A 19,745-nucleotide genomic window follows, 5' to 3' on the forward strand; every position below is an offset into this window, starting at 1 on the left:
TGCTTTAATCAATGGGTTGTTTAAGTAAAAGGAGAAAAGGCCGTCTGAACAATGGATTTCAGACGGCCTTATTGTACGGATTTCTGCCTTTTTAACAATACGCGTGATTAGCGTACGTCAACGTAGGAGCTGCTGTGCAGTTCGCGCAGGAGGTTGGTGGTCGCCTGTTGCGCTTTTTGTTGGGACAGGTATTGGCGGACGGCGTTTTGTTGGCGCTCTTCAGGCGTACCTGCTTCGCGGACGTCGTTCAGCTTGATGATGTGCCAACCGAATTGGGTGCGGACAGGGGCGCTGATTTGGCCGGGTTTGAGTTTGTGGACGGCTTCTTCAAATGGGGCAACCATCATGCCGTCGGCAAACCAGCCCAAGTCGCCGCCGTTGCCGGCGCTGCTGTCTTGCGAGTATTGGCGTGCCAAACCGCCGAAATCTGCGCCGCTGCGGGCTTGTGAGTAGATTTTGCGGATGGTGCTTTCTGCGCCGACGGCGGCATTGTCGTTGTCGGCTTTAATGAGGATGTGTTGGGCATGATATTGGCGCACGGGGTCGGCTTCGGGCAGGGTGATGCCTTGTTGTTTGGCCTGCTCGATGTAGCGTGCCACTTCGGAGTCGCTGACGCGGCTGTTTTGCATGATGGCCTGTTGGCGCACTTTTTCAACAATAATGCTGTCGGCGATGTCTTGACGGACGGCGGCAGACGGATTTTTGATGTTGGGGTTGTGCGCGATGACGGCTTCGATTTCGCTATCGGTCGCTTGGATGTTGCGGCGTTTGCCGGCTTGGAGGATTAGGGATTGGTTGATCATTTGTGCCAGAACCTGTTGGCGCAGCTCGTTGGCGTCCATTTGTGTGCCTTTCGGCATGGTTTGACGTGCTTGTGCTACGGCTTGTTCTACTTGGCGGTGGGTAATGACTTCGTTGTCGACAACCGCGGCAATGCCGTCTGAAAGATGTACGCCGCTTTGTACGGCGGGCATGGCGGTGGCGCTGACGGCAGGGGCTTTGGCTGCGCGCGCTTTGCCTGCTTTGGCTTTAGGGGCGGCGTGTGCGCCTACTGCGAGAGTGAGTGCGGCGACGAGAATCAGGGGTTTGAAGTTCATTGTTTGACTACCTCGTTGGTTTTGCTGTAACCGGGGATGGCTAAGCGGAGTTTTTCGAATGGGTTGTTGCTGATATTGCTCAAGTCTTTGAGTTGGAGGTTGAAGAATACGGCGTTTTTGTGGCTGTTTTCGCCGGTAACATAGCGTTGGCCGACCAAGCTCGCGCTCCAGCAGCCGCAGTTGCTTTTGTATTCTGCACCGATGAGCATTTCCAGCGGTTTTTTGGCTTCGATTTCGTAGTTATAACGGGCGACGGCGTACAAGTTTTTGCTCAACGGCCATTGGGCAGCAAGGTCGACTTGGCTGAGTTTGTCGTAGAAATAGTTGCCGTTGGCTTGCAGATAGATGCGCTCGTTGCGTCCGTATTTGTAGCGCGCGCTTAAGACTTTGCCGGGTTCGGGGTTGTAGGCGACCCCTGCGGCGTAGCTTTCGGCACGGCTTTGGTTTTGGTTGTAGTGGATGTCCAAGTCGATGCGGATGCTCGGGGTAATGTTGCCGTGTGCAAAGGCTACCCAGTCGGACTGGCTGCGCGGATAACGGCTGACGCTGCCGTCAGGCAGGACGTTGTCGTTTTTGAAGTAAAACTTCTGGCCGATACCTGCACGGAAGAGTTCCGCACCGGTGTTGGGGTTGAGGATACGGCTTTGTGTGGCCAGCGTCAGGCTGTTGGCCGAATTGATGCGGTCGTTGCCCGAATACAGGTTTTCGCGGAACAGCTGCGAATAGGTAAAGCTGTTTTCAGAGCTGTCGAAATTAGGCAGGTCGTTTTGGGACTTGGTCGGAATGTAGTTGTAAAACAGGCGCGGTTCAAGCGTTTGCAGGTATTCCCCGCCGAAGAGCCGGGCCCTGCGCTCGAAAGTCAGGCCGCTGTCGACGTTGATAATCGGCAGGACGCGGCTGACATTGCGGCTGCTTTGGCCGTTGAAGCTGTTGAGGCTGTAATAAGTGGCGTGTACGCCGACTTTAGGCCGGATGTAGCCCCATTGGTTGTGGAAGTCCCATTTGACGCTCGGGTAGAGCACCACGCGGCTGCCGTCTTGCTTGGTATCGTGGTCAAAACGGGTGAATTGGCCGAATACGTTGAGTTGCGCTTTGCCGAGATGGCTTTGCCAACGGCCGGTCAGACGGGGCATGATGGCATAAGGCTCGTCTTTATAGCCGTCTTGGTTGGCAAGCGTTTGATATTTTTGTACGCGCAACGAACCGTCGAAGCTGCCGCCCAACAGTTTGTCGCTGTAATTGAGCCATGCTTGACGGTCGAGGTTGACGTTGCGCGCGATATCTTCACGGCCGTAGAAGTCGCGGTAGTAATCGTCGTCGGAAACTTGGTTGTAGTTGATGCCGCCGCTGATTTTGCTGTTCAGCTGCTGCTGGTGTTTCCATTTGAACTGGTAGCGGTTGTTGTGGACGCTTTTTTGGTCGTTCGGCATCCAGTCGCCATCGACTTCGCCACTGTAATTCGGTTGCAGGTAACGGACTTGGCCTCCCAATTGCACGCCACGTTTACTGATAATGCCCGGGCGGATGGTGGCATCCAAATTCGGCGCAAGGTTGAAGTAGTAGGGCAGGCTCAGCTCAAGGCCGTCTGAACCGGTGGCAATGGTCGGAACGAGCAGCCCGCTTTTGCGGTTGCCGTTGATGGGGAAGTCCACCCAAGGCGTGTAGAGGACGGGTACGCCGCCGAATACCAGCGAAGCGTGTTTGGCTACGCCGATGCCTGTCGATTCATCGGCTTCAATGCTTTGCGCTTGGATATACCAGCTGGCATCGCCGGGCGAACAGGTGTTGAATTTGGTATTGATGAGTTTGTAGAGGCCTTTGCCTTTGAGTTCGGCTTTTTCGCTGACACTTTGAAGGCGGCGGCCGCCTTGTTCAGTATTGAGGCGCACGGCGGTGCCGGAACCGGTTTGGTCTTTGAGGTTGTAAACCAATTGGTCGCCGGATACGGTCGAACCGTTTTGATACAGGGTAAAGCGGTCGCCGGCGGTAACGGTATCGGTGGCTTGGTCGTATTGCGCCCAATCGGCATTGAGAACATCGGCATTGCGCTCGACAATGACATCGCCTTCGGCACGGACGCCGACTTGGGTTTGACCTTCTATTTTATCGGCGTTGACGCGGGTGTAATCGGCAGGCAGGGCAGGCTCGCCGCTGCGTTTGATTTCGGCGGTTTCGGCCGGCTTGGCATCTTCGTGGTCGCAAAACAGGCAAGTGCTGCCCAAGGAAAGCGGATCGGCTTCGCTTTGGCTGGTTTTTGCCGGTTTGGACGCAGCGGTGTGGGCAGGGGTATAGTCTTCCGCCTGCGGAACAGAAGCATCTTCCGCGCGCACGGCTGTTGCGCCAAAGCCCATAATTAAGGCGAGTACCAAGGGTTTGAGTGAAAATAAACGAGCCAAAATCGCCCCTTAAATCGGTTTGCCAGTTAGAATAGCGATTATTGTAACCTGAAATTCTGCGATACCGCTATGCAACGACAAACCGAATTACAAAACTGGCTGGAGTCTGTTTACCCGAACCAGCCGTTCGAATTGAGCTTTGCGGCAGCCGATGCCGACTTCCGCCGTTATTTCCGTGCGACGTTTTCAGACGGCCAGACTGTCATCTGTATGGACGCGCCTCCTGAGAAGATGAGTGTTGCACCTTATTTGAAAGTGCAAAAACTGTTTAACATGGTCAATGTGCCGCAAGTGCTTCATGTGGATGAAGCGTTGGGCTTTATGGTGTTGAACGATTTGGGCAATACCACGTTCCTGACCGCCATGAATCAGGAAAACAGCGAAACCGCCCACAAAGCCCTGCTGCTCGAAGCCATCGACGAACTGATCGAACTGCAAAAGGCCAGTCAGCCCGGCAAACTGCCGGAATACGACCGCGAAGTCATGCTGCGCGAGATTAACTTGTTCCCCGAATGGTTTGTGGTCAAAGAATTGGGTCGCGAGCTGACCTTCAAGCAACGCCAGTTGTGGCAGCAAACCGTCGATACGCTGTTGCCACCCCTGTTGGCGCAGCCCAAAGTGTATGTCCACCGCGACTTTATCGTCCGCAACTTAATGTTGGCAAAAGGCCGCCCGGGCGTGTTGGACTTCCAAGACGCGCTTTACGGCCCAATTTCTTATGATTTGGTGTCGCTGTTGCGCGATGCGTTTATCGAATGGGAAGAAGAATTTGTATTGGACTTGGTCATCCGTTACTGGGAAAAAGCACGCGTTGCCCAGCTGCCTGTGCCTGCTGAGTTTGACGAGTTCTACCGCTGGTTTGAATGGATGGGCGTACAACGCCATTTGAAAGTGGCCGGTATTTTTGCCCGCCTGTACTACCGCGACGGCAAAGACAAATACCGCCCTGAAATTCCGCGCTTCTTAAACTACCTGCGCCGCGTATCGCGCCGTTACAATGATTTGGCGCCGCTGTATGCATTGCTGGTCGAATTGGTCGGTGATGACGAATTGGAAACAGGCTATACCTTCTAAGCTTGGTTTTTTAAGATTTGATTCCACTTTTCAGACGGCCTGATCAACAAAAGGCCGTCTGAAACCTTTACAGAACACATAAAAATGACTTACATGATTTACCCCAAAACCTACGACGTGATTGTCGTCGGTGGCGGCCATGCCGGTACCGAAGCCGCACTTGCCGCCGCACGCATGGGTGCGCAAACCCTGCTGCTCTCACACAACATCGAAACCCTCGGCCAAATGTCGTGCAATCCCTCCATCGGCGGTATCGGCAAAGGCCACCTCGTGCGCGAACTCGACGCATTGGGCGGCGCAATGGCGTTGGCTACCGACAAATCCGGTATCCAGTTCCGCCGCTTGAACGCCAGCAAAGGCGCAGCAGTGCGAGCCACGCGTGCGCAGGCCGACCGTATCCTATATAAAGCCGCCATCCGCGAAATGTTGGAAAACCAAGAAAACCTCGACCTTTTCCAACAAGCCGTCGAAGACGTAACGCTCGACGGCGAACGCATCAGCGGCGTGGTTACCGCGATGGGCGTGGAGTTTAAAGCACGCGCCGTCGTGTTGACCGCCGGCACGTTTTTGTCCGGCAAAATCCATATCGGTTTGGAAAACTACGAAGGCGGCCGCGCCGGTGACCCAGCCGCCAAATCCTTGGGCGGCCGTTTGCGCGAATTGAACCTGCCGCAAGGCCGTCTGAAAACCGGCACGCCGCCGCGTATTGACGGACGCACGATTGACTTCTCCCAACTGACCGAACAGCCCGGCGACACACCCGTTCCTGTAATGTCTGTACGCGGCAGCGCCGATATGCACCCGCGCCAAGTGTCCTGCTGGATTACGCATACCAACACGCAAACCCACGACATCATCCGCTCAGGCTTCGACCGCAGCCCAATGTTTACCGGCAAAATTGAAGGCGTGGGTCCGCGTTATTGTCCGTCTATCGAAGACAAAATCAACCGCTTCGCCGACAAAGACAGCCACCAGATTTTCCTCGAACCCGAAGGTCTGACCACGCACGAATACTATCCAAACGGTATCTCCACCAGCCTGCCGTTCGACATTCAAATCGCCCTCGTGCGCAGCATGAAAGGTCTCGAAAACGCCCATATCCTGCGCCCCGGCTACGCCATCGAATACGACTACTTCGATCCGCGCAACCTCAAAGCCAGCCTCGAAACCAAAACCATCCAAGGCCTCTTCTTCGCCGGACAAATCAACGGCACCACCGGCTACGAAGAAGCCGCCGCGCAAGGCTTGCTCGCTGGCGCAAATGCCGTGCAATACATCCGCGAACAAGACCCGCTCCTGCTGCGCCGCGAACAAGCCTATCTCGGCGTATTGGTGGACGACCTCATCACCAAAGGTGTGAACGAGCCTTACCGAATGTTCACCAGCCGCGCCGAATACCGCCTGCAACTCAGGGAAGACAACGCCGACATGCGCCTGACCGAAGACGGCTACAAAATCGGCTTGGTGGGTGAAGAACAATGGCGCATGTTCAACGAAAAACGCGAAGCCATCGAACGCGAAATCCAACGTTTGAAAACAACGTGGTACACGCCGCAAAAACTCGCCGAAGAAGAGCAGCTGCGCGTATTCGGCCAAAAACTCAGCCGCGAAGCCAACCTGCACGACCTCCTGCGCCGCCCGAACCTCGACTACGCCGCGCTGATGACCCTGCCCGACGCACAACCTGAAACCGCACTTGCCGACAGCGTGGTCGAACAAGTCGAAATCCAAGTCAAATACCAAGGCTATATCGACCGCCAAAACGAAGAAATCGACAGCCGCCGCGACATCGAAACCTTAAAGCTGCCCGAGGATATCGATTACAGCAAAGTCAAAGGTTTGTCGGCAGAAGTGCAGCAAAAGCTCAACCAGCACAAACCCGAAACCGTCGGCCAAGCCAGCCGCATCTCCGGCGTAACGCCTGCCGCCGTTGCATTGCTGATGGTGCATTTGAAACGCGGATTTAAAGATGCTAAGTAAGGTTTAATTTGAATAGGCTGTGTTCTAATAATGTGTTGATATTTTCGTAAAATCCCGATAAAATCCCTTACAGTTAATTGAATTGTAAGGGATTTTACCATGTCAGGCATAACAAAAAGTTGGACATTTTAAAACAACTTTTTGAGAATTTATCCGACACAGACAAACAAGTTTTTTTGACTTCTGTCAGTCAAAAAGAACAGGTTACAAAAGTAATTCAACCTAAACAAATTACGAATTGTCCGCATTGCCAATCTACGCACTTTGTTAAAAATGGCACAAAATGCAACAACCAGCGCTACCTTTGTCGCGATTGTAAAAAATCATTCGTTGAACAAACAGGCACAATTCTTTATAACTCCCAAAAAGACATTGAAGTCTGGGGAAAATACATTCATTGCATGATTGAAAAATACCCGTTACGCAAGTGTGCCAAAATCTGCAATATCAATCTGGCGACTGCTTTTGCGTAGCGACATAAAATCCTAGATGCCTTACAAAATATGATGAATGAGGTTGAGTTAGATGGCGTTGCCCAAGCCGATGAAACTTATTCAACTATTTCTTATAAGGGCAATCACAAAAATTTTAATTTACCACGTCCCGCTCACAAACGGGGAGCGAGAGCAACTAAACGTGGTATTTCCAAAGAGCAGGTTTGCGTTCCTTGTGGTGTTAATCTTAATGGTTTATCTATTGCCAGAATTAGCGATCTAGGCAAGCCATCTCTAAAAGATTTGCAAAAGGTTCTGGATGGCAAAGTTGCCAAGGATTCCGTATTTGTTACCGATTCACTGCGACCTTATCAAAAGCTGTCATTGGATATGAATTTAAGCCATATTCGTATTCCGCGTGGCAAACGTGCAGTTGGCACGTTTAATATTCAAACCATCAACAGCTATTACAGTCGATTGAAAAATATGATTGTTCATCGATTTAAAGGTGTCACAACCAAATACTTAAATAATTACTTGGTGTACCACAATTTTGTGAATTTCGCTAAAGACTCTTTGGCAAATAAAGAAGCAGTTTTGTTAGATTTCATTCGCAAAACCATTTGCTATGTACAGTCGGCAGATGTAGCGAAACGCCCGGCTATTTCTGTGTAATAGCACATTAAGATAATCACCTATTAGGATTTATAACCATGAATACAGACATTCAAACCGAATTAACCCAAGCCCTACTATCACACGAAAAAGTATGGGCAAACGAAGAAAAAACCATTTTAGCCAAAAACATTCTATTGGATTTGGCGGAAAAAACCGACCCGACCATTATCGGGTTGTTATTGGGAAATGATGAGTTAAAACACCATTTTTTTGTGGAAGTGAAAGGTGTTTTGGTGTTTAAATTGCAGGATTTTCGTTTTTTCTTGGATAAACACAGCGTCAATAATTCCTACACAAAATACGCCAACCGCATTGGATTGACGGACGGCAATCGCTTTTTGAAAGACAGTTCGGATATTGTGTTGGATTTTCCGTTTAAAGATTGTGTATTGAATGGCGGACAAAGCACCGAAGAAGGTGAAGAAATTTATTTTAAACGCAATAACAGCCAGCCAGCCAGCCAGCCAGCCAGCCAGCCAGCCAATTATACACTAAATTAACCCGAAAAAGACAAGAAATCTTTTTTAATCAAACGCTTGCTTTTGATGAAATTGACCGACTTTTTGATGCAAAAGCATTTTCAAAATTCTCTCGCTACACCGCAGACGGCAAACAACCCGTTGGCGAAATCAAACGCCATTCAGACGGCTTTTTAAAAGGTGTGCCAGCCGAAAATCTCATTATCAAAGGCAATAATCTAATAGCCCTGCATTCGCTTGCCAAGCAGTTTAAAGGCAAAGTAAAGCTGATTTATATTGACCCGCCTTATTATTTTGTTAAAAAGAAAACACAAGATAGTTTTGGTTATAACACTAACTTTAAATTATCTACTTGGCTTACATTTATGAAAAATCGTTTATTAATTGCCAAAGAATTATTAACTGATGATGGGATTATTGTTATTTCCATTGATGATGACGGAAATGCTTATTTAAAGATTTTGTTAGATGAAATTTTTGGATTTGAAAATTTTATCGGAAATCTACCCACTATTATGAATTTAAAAGGTAATAATGATGAATATGCTTTTGCGGGCACTCACGAATACACACTAGTCTTTGCTAAAAATAAAGATAAATCTACTTTTTATGAATTTCCAATAGATGAAGATAATTTTTTAGAGAAATGGGAAGAAGATGAAATTGGATTTTATAAAAAAGGAGCTCCAATGCGAGCAACAGGAACCGAAGATAAAAGAGAAGATAGACCTGAAATGTTCTATCCTTTTTTGGTAAAAAATAACACAGTTAGTACAATTACAGATGAAGAATTTTCTCAAATCTATAATAAAGATTTAGAAGTATTCAATGATGATTTTATTCAAAAGCTAAAAGAGAAATACGAAAATCTTGGATACAATTTTATTTTACCTATTGCTGACAAACAATGGGGACGTTGGCGTTGGGGGTATTCAATAAAGAATAAGGCAAGGCTGCAGACGGATATTATTGTTAGCCAATCTAAAAATGGAATTTCCTTGTATAAAAAACAAAGACCTGAATTAGATGATTTACCTACAAAAAAACCTAAAACTATTTTTTATAAACCTGAATACAGTAGTGGTAATGGAACTGAACAGATGAAAAATCTTTTTGGTGAAAAGGCATTTAAAAATCCTAAACCAGAAGAACTTATCCAAGATTTTATTACCATCACAACCAACGAAAACGACATTGTCCTAGACTACCATTTAGGCAGTGGCACAACCGCCGCCGTCGCCCATAAAATGAACCGCCAATATATTGGTATTGAACAAATGGATTATATTGAAACGCTTGCCGTTGAACGCATGAAAAAAGTGATTGATGGCGAGCAAGGCGGTATTTCCAAAACCGTGAATTGGCAAGGTGGTGGCGAGTTTGTTTATGCCGAACTTGCTCCATTTAACGAAACCGCAAAACAACAGATTTTGGCTTGTGAAAGTTCAGACAACATCAAAACGCTGTTTGATGAATTATGCGAACGCTATTTCCTAAAATACAACGTCAGCGTAAATGAATTTAGCCAAATTATTGAAGAGTCTGAATTTCAATCTTTACCATTAGACGAACAAAAACAAATGGTGCTTGAAATGTTAGATTTAAATCAAATGTATGTTTCATTATCCGAAATGGACGATGAACAATTTGCAGGCTGCCTGAATGATGACGATAAAGCGTTAAGCCGTGCGTTCTATCAAGCGGAGAAAAAAGATGGCGAATAATCAAACGTTGTTTGAAGTGATTGAAAATGAACGTAAAGCGGTTAAAAAATACAAGCCTGAATTACTTGAAATGCCTGAGTTTACGTCCAAAAACTTAAAATATGATTTTTTTGAATGGCAAAAATCCGCCCTTGAAAACTTTTTGATTTTTGACCGCACTTCAGAGCTAGACGATTTCCCTGATTTAAAAAATAAGCCAACGCATTTACTATTTAATATGGCAACAGGTGCAGGCAAAACGATGATGATGGCGGCATTGATTCTGTATTATTTTGAGAAAGGGTATCGGCATTTTTTGTTTTTCGTCAATCAAAACAATATCGTAGATAAAACGGAAAATAATTTTATCGACCCGACGCACGCAAAATTTTTATTTACCGAGAAAATTTTGCAAGGTGATACGGTAATTCCTATTCGCAAAGTGGAGACATTTAGCCAATATTCAGACGGCATTGAAATTAAATTTACCAGCATTCAAAAGCTGTATAACGATATTCACACCGAGCGAGAAAACCAAACCACATTGGCGGATTTGCACGAATTGAATCTTGTGATGCTGGGCGATGAAGCACACCATTTAAACGCTCAAACCAAAAGCAAAAAACAAGGTGAATTAGAGTTAGAAAAGGAAATGAACGACCGCACTAGCGATGCCGAAATTGAACGCAAAGGCTGGGAGCATATGGTTTTGGAATTGTTACTCAATAAAAATGGCAACCCTAGCCAGAATGTGCTGTTGGAATTTACCGCCACGCTACCTGAAAATGCTGAAGTGCAACAAAAATACGCTGATAAAATCATCACAAAATTTGCGTTAAAAGAATTTTTGCAAAAAGGTTATACCAAAGAAATCAATTTGGTATCCAGTACGCTGGGTAAGAAAGAGCGAGTGTTGCACGCTTTATTGTTTGCTTGGTATCGCCATCAAATTGCGTTGCAATATGGCATTGCCAATTTCAAGCCTGTGATGTTGTTTAGAAGTAAGACGATTGATGAATCAAAAGCGGATTATTTGGCATTTTTAAATTGGGTAGAAAATGTGCAAGCGGTTGATTTTTCGTTTTTAACTACATTTTCAACAAGCTTAAACGATAGCGATAACGCCAACGAACAAGGCAAAACCCGCACCGAACAAGCCTTAAAATTTATGCAGGAAAATGGCTTTGAGTTTGCACATTTAGCAAATTGGGTAAAACAAAATTATCAAAAACACAATGTGATTATTACCAACTCCGAAACCAACAAAAACAAAACTGAAAAAACCGACAGCGAAACGGAAAAATTGCTGAATAATTTGGAAGCGGCTGATAATCCAATCCGTGCCATTTTTACGGTGGATAGATTAACTGAGGGTTGGGACGTTCTGAATTTGTTTGATATTGTGCGTTTGTATGAAGGGCAAAACAGCGGTGGTGCAAATAAAAAATCGGGCAAAACGGCTGCCGCTACCGTATCGGAAAAGCAGTTGATTGGTCGTGGCGTGCGTTATTTTCCATTTGCGTTTGAAGATAAACAGCCGAATAAACGCAAATTTGACAACGATATGCAACACGAATTGCGTATTTTGGAAGAGTTGTTTTATTACACGCACGATGAGCAATCTCGCTATATTACAGAACTGAAAAATGAGTTGCGAAAAGACGGTTATTTACCTGAAAAAGACGATGATAAGGTATTGGCAACATTTAAACTCAAATCTGAATTTGCTGATAATAAGGATTTTAGAGATTTGTTAATTTGGGCGAATAAAAAAATCCTCAATCCCAATGCCAAAGCCAATAATGCAGACAGTCTGAAAGCCAATCCGCAAACGCTTTCATTCCAAGTTCACGGCAATCAACTGTTGCAAGAAACGCAATTCAAAGCTGATGCAAATGATGAAATAGCCAAGCAACTTGGTACACAAAATAATTTTACTCAAACCATAAAAATGAGTGAAATGGAGCGGCACATTTTCAATAAAGCATTGCATATCAAGGGAAAAAATGGTCAATCTTTATTCCATTTTGACCGCTTGCAAAGCAAACTCAACATTCAAAATCGCAATGAATTACAAAATAACTTGTTGAAAGATTGGCAAATTGAATTTTTAGGATTAGAGCAAGATAAACAGATTAGCCCAGATGATAAACTTGCAGGCTGCCTGAAAATCTTGGAAATGGTTGAAAAACACCTCAATGAAAGTGATACGCCATTTATTGGCACAAAAGAATTTGCGCCTAAAAAATTATGGGAAATTTTTGGCATACCAAAACAGAAATGGGTCAAAAAAGATGATGTAAAAACTACTATTGCCACGCAAAATGATTGGTATGTGATGGATAATTTTGCTGGAACGAGTTTGGAAGAAGAGTTAATTCAATTTATTTCAGAGCGTTTGGGTGATTTGAAATCTAAATATGACGTTCGTTTAATTCGTAATGAAGAAGTGTTTAAATTGAATAACTTTGCCGATGGTGAAGGATTTATGCCAGACTTTATTTTATTGCTAAAAGATAAACAAACATCTTCTTCCAATGGCGTGAATGACTTTTTGCATTACCAAATTTTCATTGAACCAAAAGGTGAGCATTTAGTGGAAAATGATTTGTGGAAAGCGGCTTTTTTAGAAGCAATTACAGCGGAATATGGGAAGGATAAGATTCTGCAAAAAGATACACCGCATTATCGTTTGATCGGTTTGCCGTTTTTTACTGACAATAAGAAAAATAGACAATTTACAGAGTCATTTCCTTTAGGGACGTTATCGCTTGAAAAATAGAGTAGTGCATTATAGGCAACCCGTGTTTAACAGAACACCCTTTACAAAAGGGCGTTCTGTTAAATATTTAATCAACACATTATTAAAGCACGGCCTTTTATCATTTTGATAAACCGATAATTGTCCTATCGAGGCCGTCTGAATTTCAATATGCCAAGCTCGGAGACAAAGCCGTTTAGGGGGATGTCGTGGGGTTCGGTCGGCAGGGTGTCGGTCAGTTGGCAGCCGAAGCCTACGCCCAGTGTTCGGGCTTGCAGGTGGTATTTCATGGCGGAGAGGGTGGCGTCGTAATAGCCGCCGGCTTGTCCGAGGCGGTAGCCGCGTTTGTCGATACCGACGATGGGGACCAGCAGCAGGCTGAGTTGGTGGACGCGGATTTTTTTGCCGGTAAATTGGGGGACGCTCAATTTAGCGCGGCCACGCTTGCGTTCTTGTTTGGCGCCGTCGGCAGGGTAGGGGGTAAACCACATCCTCCGCGTGTTCGGTTCAATATAGGGCAGGTAGAGTTTTGCGCCGCGTTTTTGTGCGGCACGGACAAAGCCGTCCAATCGCAATTCCTTGCCCATCGGCCAATACACGCCGATTTTCCGTCCTTTTTTGATGTAGGGCTTGAGCAGGCGGTTGATGGTTTCGGTGGCGGCGTTTCGCTCGTCGGCGCTCATTTGGGCGCGTGCGCGGCGGAACTGTTTGCGTAGTGCCGATTTTTCGGGATTCCTCATTTTCAGACGGCCTTTCGGGATTGCGGTAGAATGTTGCGATTATAACGATTTTGTTAACATTCAAACAGGACGCACACGATGTGGCACATTATCGTCATCGGCTATCTTTTTGTTGCCGTGATGTTTTCCGCCGCGCAGCCGAGTATTGCGCGCGCGTTGATTTATTTGGTTTTTTGGGCAGTGTTGCCCACCGTGTTCACGGTCTTCGTCGTAACCATCCGCCGCCGTAACCGCCTGATGAAACGGCAGGAGCAGGCGGAGTTTGAAGCGGCCCGCCAAAAGGCGGTACAGGCGGATGAAAAACAGGACGGAAAGGTATAAAATCCCTTTTCAGACGGCCTCTTATCCGCTATAATCCATAAGTTTTCCATTTCGGAAACACTCTTTTATTTTTTAAAACTTATGCCCACTTTCGCCGAAGGGTGCTTGACAATAGGCCTGGCCTATCAAGTTCTATGCGATTGAATGTGTGCTCTTTAACCCTTTCAAGGAAATAACATGTCTCAAATTACTATGCGTCAGATGATTGAAGCCGGTGTTCACTTCGGTCACCAAACCCGTTTCTGGAACCCGAAAATGGCTCAATACATTTTCGGTGCGCGCAACAAAATCCATATCGTAAACTTGGAAAAAACCCTGCCGATGTTCCAAGAGGCGCAAGAAGCCGTACGTCGTCTGGTTGCCAACAAAGGTACAGTATTGTTCGTAGGTACCAAACGCCAAGCCCGCGACATCATCCGCGAAGAAGCTACCCGTGCCGGTATGCCTTTCGTTGATTACCGCTGGTTGGGTGGTATGCTGACTAACTACAAAACCGTTAAGCAATCCATCAAACGCCTGGAAGAAAAAACTGCTGCCCTGGAAAACGCTGCTGAAGGCGGTTTCAACAAAAAAGAAATTCTGGAAATGCAACGCGACGTTGAAAAACTGGAACGTTCTTTGGGCGGTATCAAAAACATGAAAGGCCTGCCTGACGCGATTTTCGTTATCGATACCGGCTACCAAAAAGGTACTCTGGTTGAGGCTGAAAAACTGGGCATCCCTGTTATCGCTGTAGTCGATACCAACAACAGCCCTGACGGCGTGAAATACGTTATCCCTGGTAACGATGACTCCGCTAAAGCTATCCGCCTGTACTGCCGCGGCATCGCTGACGCAGTTTTGGAAGGCAAAAACCAAGCGCTGCAAGAAACTGTAGCCGCTGCCCAAGAAGCTGCTGCCGAGTAATTCGGTACACAGAAGAGGGGCGTTATGCCCCTTTTCTCAAATTCCGTTCTGAAATCCGTTTCAGACGGCCACTATTTCCAAACACGGCAATGGCCGTGTTCCCAAAAATCTAGGAGATTCAAAATGGCAGAAATTACTGCAAAAATGGTTGCCGACCTGCGCGCCGCTACCGGCCTGGGCATGATGGAATGCAAAAAAGCCTTGGTTGAAGCTGAAGGCAACTTCGACAAAGCCGAAGAAATCCTGCGTATTAAATCTGGTGCGAAAGCCGGTAAACTGGCTGGCCGTACTGCTGCCGAAGGCGTATTGGCTTACGCGATCAACGGCAATGTCGGCGCATTAGTTGAAGTAAACTGCGAAACCGACTTCGTTGCTAAAGACGCCGGCTTCGTAGAATTTGCCAACTTCGTTGCGAAAACTGCTGCCGAGAAAAAACCGGCTTCTGTTGAAGAACTGAGCGAACTGGTTGAAGCAGAACGCAAAGCCATCATCGCTAAATTGGGCGAGAACATGTCTGTTCGCCGCTTCCAAGTGATCGACACTGCTAACCAACTGGTTGCCTACATCCACGGTGCATTGGCTACCGAAGGCGTATTGGTTGAGTACAAAGGCTCTGAAGACGTAGCACGCAAAATCGGTATGCACATTGTTGCCGCTAAACCTCAATGCGTAAGCGAAGCCGAAGTAGATGCTGAAACCGTTGAAAAAGAACGCCACATCTACACTGAACAAGCTATCGCTTCCGGCAAACCTGCCGACATCGCCGCTAAAATGGTTGAAGGTCGTATCCGTAAATTCTTGGCTGAAATCACTCTGAACGGCCAAGCGTTCGTGATGAACCCTGACCAAACTGTTGCCCAATTCGCTAAAGAAAACGGCACTGAAGTGATTAGCTTCGTACGCTACAAAGTAGGCGACGGTATCGAGAAAGCCGTTGTTGACTACGCAGCTGAAGTTGCTGCCGCTGCTAAAGTGTAAGGCACTTATGAAAAAGAAAGCACCTAGATTCCAAACGAATCAGGGTGCTTTTTTTTGAGAAAACCGTTTACGCTACCTATTTTAAGACGACCGAATATAAAGGCCGTCTGAAAACCAAAACAATAATAGAACGACACACCATATCATTGTAATCCGACCGTTTGAAAATTCAGACGGCCCAAACTCCGACCGACGACATTCAAGAAAGCAAGGTATCCCATGACACAGCAAATCAAATACAAACGCGTATTACTGAAACTCTCCGGCGAATCCCTGATGGGTTCTGATCCGTTCGGCATCAATCACGATACCATCGTTCAAACTGTCGGCGAAATTGCCGAAATCGTGAGAATGGGCGTGCAAGTCGGTATCGTTGTCGGCGGCGGTAACATTTTCCGCGGCGTATCTGCACAAGCAGGCAGTATGGACCGCGCCACTGCCGACTACATGGGCATGATGGCGACCGTTATGAACGCCTTGGCACTCAAAGACGCATTTGAAACTTTGGGCATCAAAGCGCGCGTACAATCCGCACTGTCTATGCAGCAAATCGCTGAAACTTACGCCCGTCCTAAAGCCATTCAATATTTGGAAGAAGGCAAAGTCGTGATTTTTGCCGCTGGTACCGGTAACCCGTTCTTCACGACCGACACTGCCGCTGCATTGCGCGGCGCGGAAATGAACTGCGACGTGATGCTCAAAGCCACCAACGTCGACGGCGTGTACACCGCAGATCCGAAAAAAGACCCATCTGCAACACGCTACGAAACCATTACTTTTGACGAAGCCTTGTTGAAAAACCTCAAAGTGATGGATGCCACCGCCTTCGCCCTCTGCCGCGAACGCAAACTCAATATCGTGGTCTTCGGCATTGCCAAAGAAGGCTCGCTCAAACGCGTAGTAACCGGCGAAAACGAAGGTACGCTGGTTCACTGCTAATCATTGAAAGGCCGTCTGAAACAGCTGAACGGGATACATTCGGCTTTCAGACGGCCTTTTATTTTCAGTCGGTTGCGTGGGCATTGGCTCATGGTTTGAAAAGGTTGAGAACTTGCTTGATCATAATATCCAACCGACAATTCGATAACAAAAGGATACTCCATGAATATCACCGTCTTGGCTGTCGGCACGAAAATGCCGCGTTGGGTGGATGAAGCCGTTGGCGAGTATGCCAAACGCTTCGGGCGCGATGTCAATTATGCGCTGAAAGAAATCAAGCCAGAGAAACGCGGCGCGGGTGTGAATGCGGCTCAGGGCATGGCGGCTGAAGAAAAACGCCTGTTGGAAGCCATACCGCAGGGCGCGTTTTTGGTGGTATTGGACGAGCGCGGTAAAGCGCCGACTTCGGTCGAATTGGCGCAATATTTGAAAAGCTGGCAGCAAAACGGCGAACACGTCTGCTTTATTATCGGCGGCGCAGACGGTATGACCGACCGTTTGAAACAGCAGGCAAACATGATGATGCGTCTTTCCAGCCTGACTTTGCCGCACGGCATGGTGCGCGTTTTGCTGACCGAGCAGCTTTATCGCGCCGTTTCGATTTTGCACAACCATCCGTATCATCGGGAATAATCCGCTTTGAGTGCAGGGATAAGAAGGCAATGCCGCCTTGTCAGTTTGAAACGGAATAGGGCAAGTCGGTTAAAAGCAGGGTTGAACCTGTTTTCAGACGGCCTGATTTTTCCGCATGAATCCTTTATAATCGTTTCTTTGATAAATCAACATCTTTCGGGAGAACCCAAATGTCCGATTTCCGTCAAGACTTCCTCAAATTCGCTTTGGCACAAAACGTGTTGAAATTCGGCGAATTTACGACCAAGGCCGGCCGTCAGTCGCCTTATTTTTTCAATGCCGGTTTGTTCAATGACGGCGCATCGACTTTGCAGCTGGCGAAGTTTTACGCCGAAGCCATTATTGCCAGCGGCGTGAAGTTCGATATGCTGTTCGGCCCAGCCTATAAAGGCATTATTTTGGCGGCGGCAACAGCGATGATGTTGGCGGAAAAAGGCGTAAACGTACCGTTTGCCTACAACCGCAAAGAAGCCAAAGACCACGGCGAGGGCGGCGTGTTGGTGGGCGCGCCTTTGAAAGGCCGCGTGCTGATTATCGATGATGTGATTTCCGCCGGTACATCCGTGCGCGAGTCGGTCAAACTGATTGAGGCCGAAGGCGCAACGCCTGCTGCAGTGGCCATTGCGCTCGACCGCATGGAAAAAGGTACGGGCGAATTGTCGGCGGTGCAGGAAGTCGAAAAACAATACGGCCTGCCGGTGGTTTCGATTGCCAACTTGAACGACTTGTTCACGCTCTTGCAAAACAATGCCGAATTTGGCGGCTTCTTCGAGCCGGTCAAAGCCTATCGCGAACGTTACGGCGCGGTTTAAACCATAACATCATGCTCAGGTCGTCTGAAACATTTTTCAGACGGCCTGAAACATTAGCTAAAATATATTTTTGATTCGATACACTTACGGAAAATACTCATGCCTGCTTGTTCTTGTCCTCATTGTAAAACGCCGCATTGGGTGAAAGATGCCCAGTTGAACGTGGCGCAGGGTTTCGTGGTCTGCACGCGTTGTTCGGGGATGTTTAAGGCCAAGGATTATCTGTCGGGCAACCTGCCGGCCGATCCGGCCCATCTGCCTGTGGCGGTAACGGATGTGCGCCTCGTGCATAACATCGGTGCGCAAATTCTCAAGCATTCCAAACTCTCGCGCAAAGAAATTTCCGATTTGCTCAATAGCGCGCTCAAGGAAGAGCCTAAGGCGGAAGAGCAGGTGGCGGTCAAAACGCGCAAGGACGGTTTCAACTGGACTTTGGCATCGTTGATTGCGCTGACGGTTTTGATTATGCAACTCTTTTATCTTGCCCTGCTATGAGTGCCATCGCCCATTTTGTCGCCAGCTTTCGCGAAGCCGCGCCCTATATCCAATATTTGCGCGGCAAAACCATGGTGGTCGGCGTGACCGACAGCTTGTTAGAAGGCGAAACCCTAATTCGTTTGGCCGCAGATTTGAACCTGTTGGCCAGCTTGGGCTTGCGTTTGGTCTTGGTGCACGGTTCGCGGCATTTGCTCGACAAATTGGCTTCGGGTCGGAATTTTGTTCCGAAATACAGCGGCAGCCGTCGGATTACCGATGAAGCGACTTTGATGGAAGTGAAGCAAGTGGCAGGGATTATCCGCAGCGATGTGGAAGCCGCCTTGTTCAGCAGTGTATCTGCGCAGCAACGGAGCAAGCCGCCGGTTATCGCGTGCGGCAACTTTATTACCGCCCGTCCGTTGGGCGTTATCGACGGTGTGGACATGGGCTATACCGGTACCGTCCGCAAAATCGACGCGGAAGAAATCCGTTTGCGCTTGGATGGCGGCGCGGTGGTGCTGATCAGTCCTTTGGGACATTCGTACAGCGGCAAAACCTTCAACCTGAGCATGTGTGAAACCGCTCAGGAAGTGGCCATGGCTTTGCAGGCGGAGAAACTGGTTTTCTTGACCGAAGAAACCGGCATCCGTCGCGCCGATGGCTCTTTGGCCAATACTTTGTCTGTCGGCGAAGTGCAGGAATTGATACACGACAATCCCGATGCGCCTACCGATTTGCTGCATGCAGCGGTAGGCGCGTTGGAAAACGGCGTATCGCGGGTGCAGATTCTCAACGGCCGTGAAGACGGCAGCCTGTTGCGCGAGCTGTTTACCCGCGAGGGCAGCGGTACGTCTATTGCCCGTGAGCCGTTTGTTTCCATCCGTCAGGCACGCAGCGACGATATTCCGCACATCATCGCCTTAATCCGTCCTTTGGCGGAACAAGGCATCTTATTACACCGCAGCCGCGAGTATTTGGAAAACCATATTTCCAGCTTTTCCGTATTGGAACACGATCAAAACATTTACGGCTGCGTGGCGTTGAAAACTTTTGCCGAACCGGACTGTGGCGAATTGGCCTGTCTGGTGGTGTCGCCCGAAGCGCGCGATGGCGGCTACGGCGAACTGCTGTTGGAACATCTGTTTCAAAAAGCACACGCCTTAAATATCAAAACGCTTTTCGCCTTATCCACGCATACGGGCGAATGGTTTGTCGAACGGGGCTTTCAGACGGCCTCAGCCGATGACCTGCCTGCCGAACGCCGGCAGGAATACAATGCCAACGGCCGCAATTCCAAAGTATTTGTTTATGACTTGCAGGCCGTCTGAAAAACTTCA

General features: G+C 47.8%; 16 protein-coding genes and 1 pseudogene. 14 read left to right on the plus strand and 3 right to left on the minus strand.

All coding sequences use genetic code 11. The features are described from left to right. Nucleotides 1–107: 107 nt before the first annotated feature. Nucleotides 108–1,097 carry a peptidylprolyl isomerase gene (locus tag HMPREF2952_RS01350; protein WP_036493692.1) on the minus strand — a complete coding sequence of 330 codons (990 nt, stop codon included), beginning with the start codon at nucleotides 1,095–1,097 and terminating at the stop codon, nucleotides 108–110. After that, complete coding sequence (locus HMPREF2952_RS01355) at nucleotides 1,094–3,493, minus strand: LPS-assembly protein LptD (protein WP_349267280.1); 2,400 nt, start codon at nucleotides 3,491–3,493, stop codon at nucleotides 1,094–1,096. The genes HMPREF2952_RS01350 and HMPREF2952_RS01355 overlap by 4 nt, the downstream gene beginning before the upstream one ends. 69 nt (nucleotides 3,494–3,562) lie before the next feature. On the opposite strand from HMPREF2952_RS01355, the gene amgK reads away from it, so the two are divergent. The 6 genes and pseudogenes from amgK (at nucleotide 3,563) to HMPREF2952_RS01385 (ending at nucleotide 12,623) form a co-directional block, all read left to right on the plus strand. Beyond that, nucleotides 3,563–4,567: an N-acetylmuramate/N-acetylglucosamine kinase AmgK gene (gene amgK / locus HMPREF2952_RS01360; protein WP_070695198.1), complete on the plus strand. Its 1,005-nt coding sequence runs from the start codon at nucleotides 3,563–3,565 to the stop codon at nucleotides 4,565–4,567. 84 nt (nucleotides 4,568–4,651) lie between these two features. Further along, a complete protein-coding gene (gene mnmG / locus HMPREF2952_RS01365) occupies nucleotides 4,652–6,547 on the plus strand; it encodes a tRNA uridine-5-carboxymethylaminomethyl(34) synthesis enzyme MnmG (RefSeq protein ID WP_070461233.1) in 1,896 nt (631 codons plus the stop codon). 77 nt (nucleotides 6,548–6,624) lie between these two features. Continuing rightward, a pseudogene (locus HMPREF2952_RS01370) lies at nucleotides 6,625–7,656 on the plus strand (IS1595 family transposase). A gap of 38 nt (nucleotides 7,657–7,694) precedes the next feature. Beyond that, nucleotides 7,695–8,159 carry a site-specific DNA-methyltransferase gene (locus tag HMPREF2952_RS11440; protein ID WP_070695199.1) on the plus strand — a complete coding sequence of 155 codons (465 nt, stop codon included), beginning with the start codon at nucleotides 7,695–7,697 and terminating at the stop codon, nucleotides 8,157–8,159. A gap of 161 nt (nucleotides 8,160–8,320) precedes the next feature. Further along, entirely contained in the window at nucleotides 8,321–9,862 is a 1,542-nt protein-coding gene (locus tag HMPREF2952_RS01380) for a site-specific DNA-methyltransferase (RefSeq protein ID WP_070695200.1), read from the plus strand. Beyond that, entirely contained in the window at nucleotides 9,852–12,623 is a 2,772-nt protein-coding gene (locus HMPREF2952_RS01385; protein WP_070695201.1) for a DEAD/DEAH box helicase family protein, read from the plus strand. The genes HMPREF2952_RS01380 and HMPREF2952_RS01385 overlap by 11 nt, the downstream gene beginning before the upstream one ends. A gap of 125 nt (nucleotides 12,624–12,748) precedes the next feature. Here HMPREF2952_RS01385 and HMPREF2952_RS01390 read toward each other — a convergent pair whose 3' ends face one another. After that, on the minus strand, nucleotides 12,749–13,342 hold the full coding sequence (locus HMPREF2952_RS01390) for a 5-formyltetrahydrofolate cyclo-ligase (RefSeq protein WP_070695202.1): 594 nt from the start codon (nucleotides 13,340–13,342) through the stop codon (nucleotides 12,749–12,751). Between the two features lie 78 nt (nucleotides 13,343–13,420). On the opposite strand from HMPREF2952_RS01390, the gene HMPREF2952_RS01395 reads away from it, so the two are divergent. From HMPREF2952_RS01395 to argA, 8 genes are all read left to right on the plus strand, one after another. Further along, nucleotides 13,421–13,663 (plus strand): hypothetical protein, encoded by a 243-nt coding sequence (locus tag HMPREF2952_RS01395; RefSeq protein WP_070695203.1) that lies wholly within the window; start codon nucleotides 13,421–13,423, stop codon nucleotides 13,661–13,663. Nucleotides 13,664–13,840: 177 nt separating this feature from the next. Next, nucleotides 13,841–14,569, plus strand: a complete 729-nt coding sequence (rpsB, locus tag HMPREF2952_RS01400) for a 30S ribosomal protein S2 (RefSeq protein WP_002230071.1) — start codon at nucleotides 13,841–13,843, stop codon at nucleotides 14,567–14,569. A 123-nt stretch (nucleotides 14,570–14,692) separates the two neighbouring features. Continuing rightward, a complete protein-coding gene (gene tsf, locus HMPREF2952_RS01405; RefSeq protein WP_002223203.1) occupies nucleotides 14,693–15,547 on the plus strand; it encodes a translation elongation factor Ts in 855 nt (284 codons plus the stop codon). Nucleotides 15,548–15,766: 219 nt separating this feature from the next. Continuing rightward, entirely contained in the window at nucleotides 15,767–16,486 is a 720-nt protein-coding gene (gene pyrH, locus HMPREF2952_RS01410; protein ID WP_003708812.1) for a UMP kinase, read from the plus strand. A 162-nt stretch (nucleotides 16,487–16,648) separates the two neighbouring features. Continuing rightward, nucleotides 16,649–17,119, plus strand: coding sequence for a 23S rRNA (pseudouridine(1915)-N(3))-methyltransferase RlmH (rlmH, locus tag HMPREF2952_RS01415; RefSeq protein WP_049336867.1), 471 nt, complete (start codon nucleotides 16,649–16,651; stop codon nucleotides 17,117–17,119). Between the two features lie 170 nt (nucleotides 17,120–17,289). Next, complete coding sequence (gene pyrE / locus HMPREF2952_RS01420; RefSeq protein ID WP_003682682.1) at nucleotides 17,290–17,931, plus strand: orotate phosphoribosyltransferase; 642 nt, start codon at nucleotides 17,290–17,292, stop codon at nucleotides 17,929–17,931. A 99-nt stretch (nucleotides 17,932–18,030) separates the two neighbouring features. Then, entirely contained in the window at nucleotides 18,031–18,426 is a 396-nt protein-coding gene (locus HMPREF2952_RS01425; RefSeq protein WP_036493714.1) for an MJ0042-type zinc finger domain-containing protein, read from the plus strand. Further along, a complete protein-coding gene (gene argA, locus HMPREF2952_RS01430; protein WP_070695204.1) occupies nucleotides 18,423–19,736 on the plus strand; it encodes an amino-acid N-acetyltransferase in 1,314 nt (437 codons plus the stop codon). The genes HMPREF2952_RS01425 and argA overlap by 4 nt, the downstream gene beginning before the upstream one ends. Nucleotides 19,737–19,745: the final 9 nt, after the last annotated feature.

Origin of the sequence: Neisseria sp. HMSC068C12, assembly GCF_001814095.1 — a bacterium.
Classification (GTDB): Bacteria; Pseudomonadota; Gammaproteobacteria; order Burkholderiales; family Neisseriaceae; genus Neisseria; species Neisseria perflava.

Coding starts and splice junctions, on each gene's coding strand:
- pyrH (WP_003708812.1), top strand. CDS start 15,767: ATGACACAGCAAATCAAATACAAACGCGTATTACTGAAACTCTCCGGC.
- amgK (WP_070695198.1), top strand. CDS start 3,563: ATGCAACGACAAACCGAATTACAAAACTGGCTGGAGTCTGTTTACCCG.
- HMPREF2952_RS01395 (WP_070695203.1), top strand. CDS start 13,421: ATGTGGCACATTATCGTCATCGGCTATCTTTTTGTTGCCGTGATGTTT.
- rpsB (WP_002230071.1), top strand. CDS start 13,841: ATGTCTCAAATTACTATGCGTCAGATGATTGAAGCCGGTGTTCACTTC.
- HMPREF2952_RS01425 (WP_036493714.1), top strand. CDS start 18,031: ATGCCTGCTTGTTCTTGTCCTCATTGTAAAACGCCGCATTGGGTGAAA.
- pyrE (WP_003682682.1), top strand. CDS start 17,290: ATGTCCGATTTCCGTCAAGACTTCCTCAAATTCGCTTTGGCACAAAAC.
- HMPREF2952_RS11440 (WP_070695199.1), top strand. CDS start 7,695: ATGAATACAGACATTCAAACCGAATTAACCCAAGCCCTACTATCACAC.
- rlmH (WP_049336867.1), top strand. CDS start 16,649: ATGAATATCACCGTCTTGGCTGTCGGCACGAAAATGCCGCGTTGGGTG.
- HMPREF2952_RS01350 (WP_036493692.1), bottom strand. CDS start 1,097: ATGAACTTCAAACCCCTGATTCTCGTCGCCGCACTCACTCTCGCAGTA.
- tsf (WP_002223203.1), top strand. CDS start 14,693: ATGGCAGAAATTACTGCAAAAATGGTTGCCGACCTGCGCGCCGCTACC.
- mnmG (WP_070461233.1), top strand. CDS start 4,652: ATGACTTACATGATTTACCCCAAAACCTACGACGTGATTGTCGTCGGT.
- HMPREF2952_RS01385 (WP_070695201.1), top strand. CDS start 9,852: ATGGCGAATAATCAAACGTTGTTTGAAGTGATTGAAAATGAACGTAAA.
- argA (WP_070695204.1), top strand. CDS start 18,423: ATGAGTGCCATCGCCCATTTTGTCGCCAGCTTTCGCGAAGCCGCGCCC.
- HMPREF2952_RS01390 (WP_070695202.1), bottom strand. CDS start 13,342: ATGAGGAATCCCGAAAAATCGGCACTACGCAAACAGTTCCGCCGCGCA.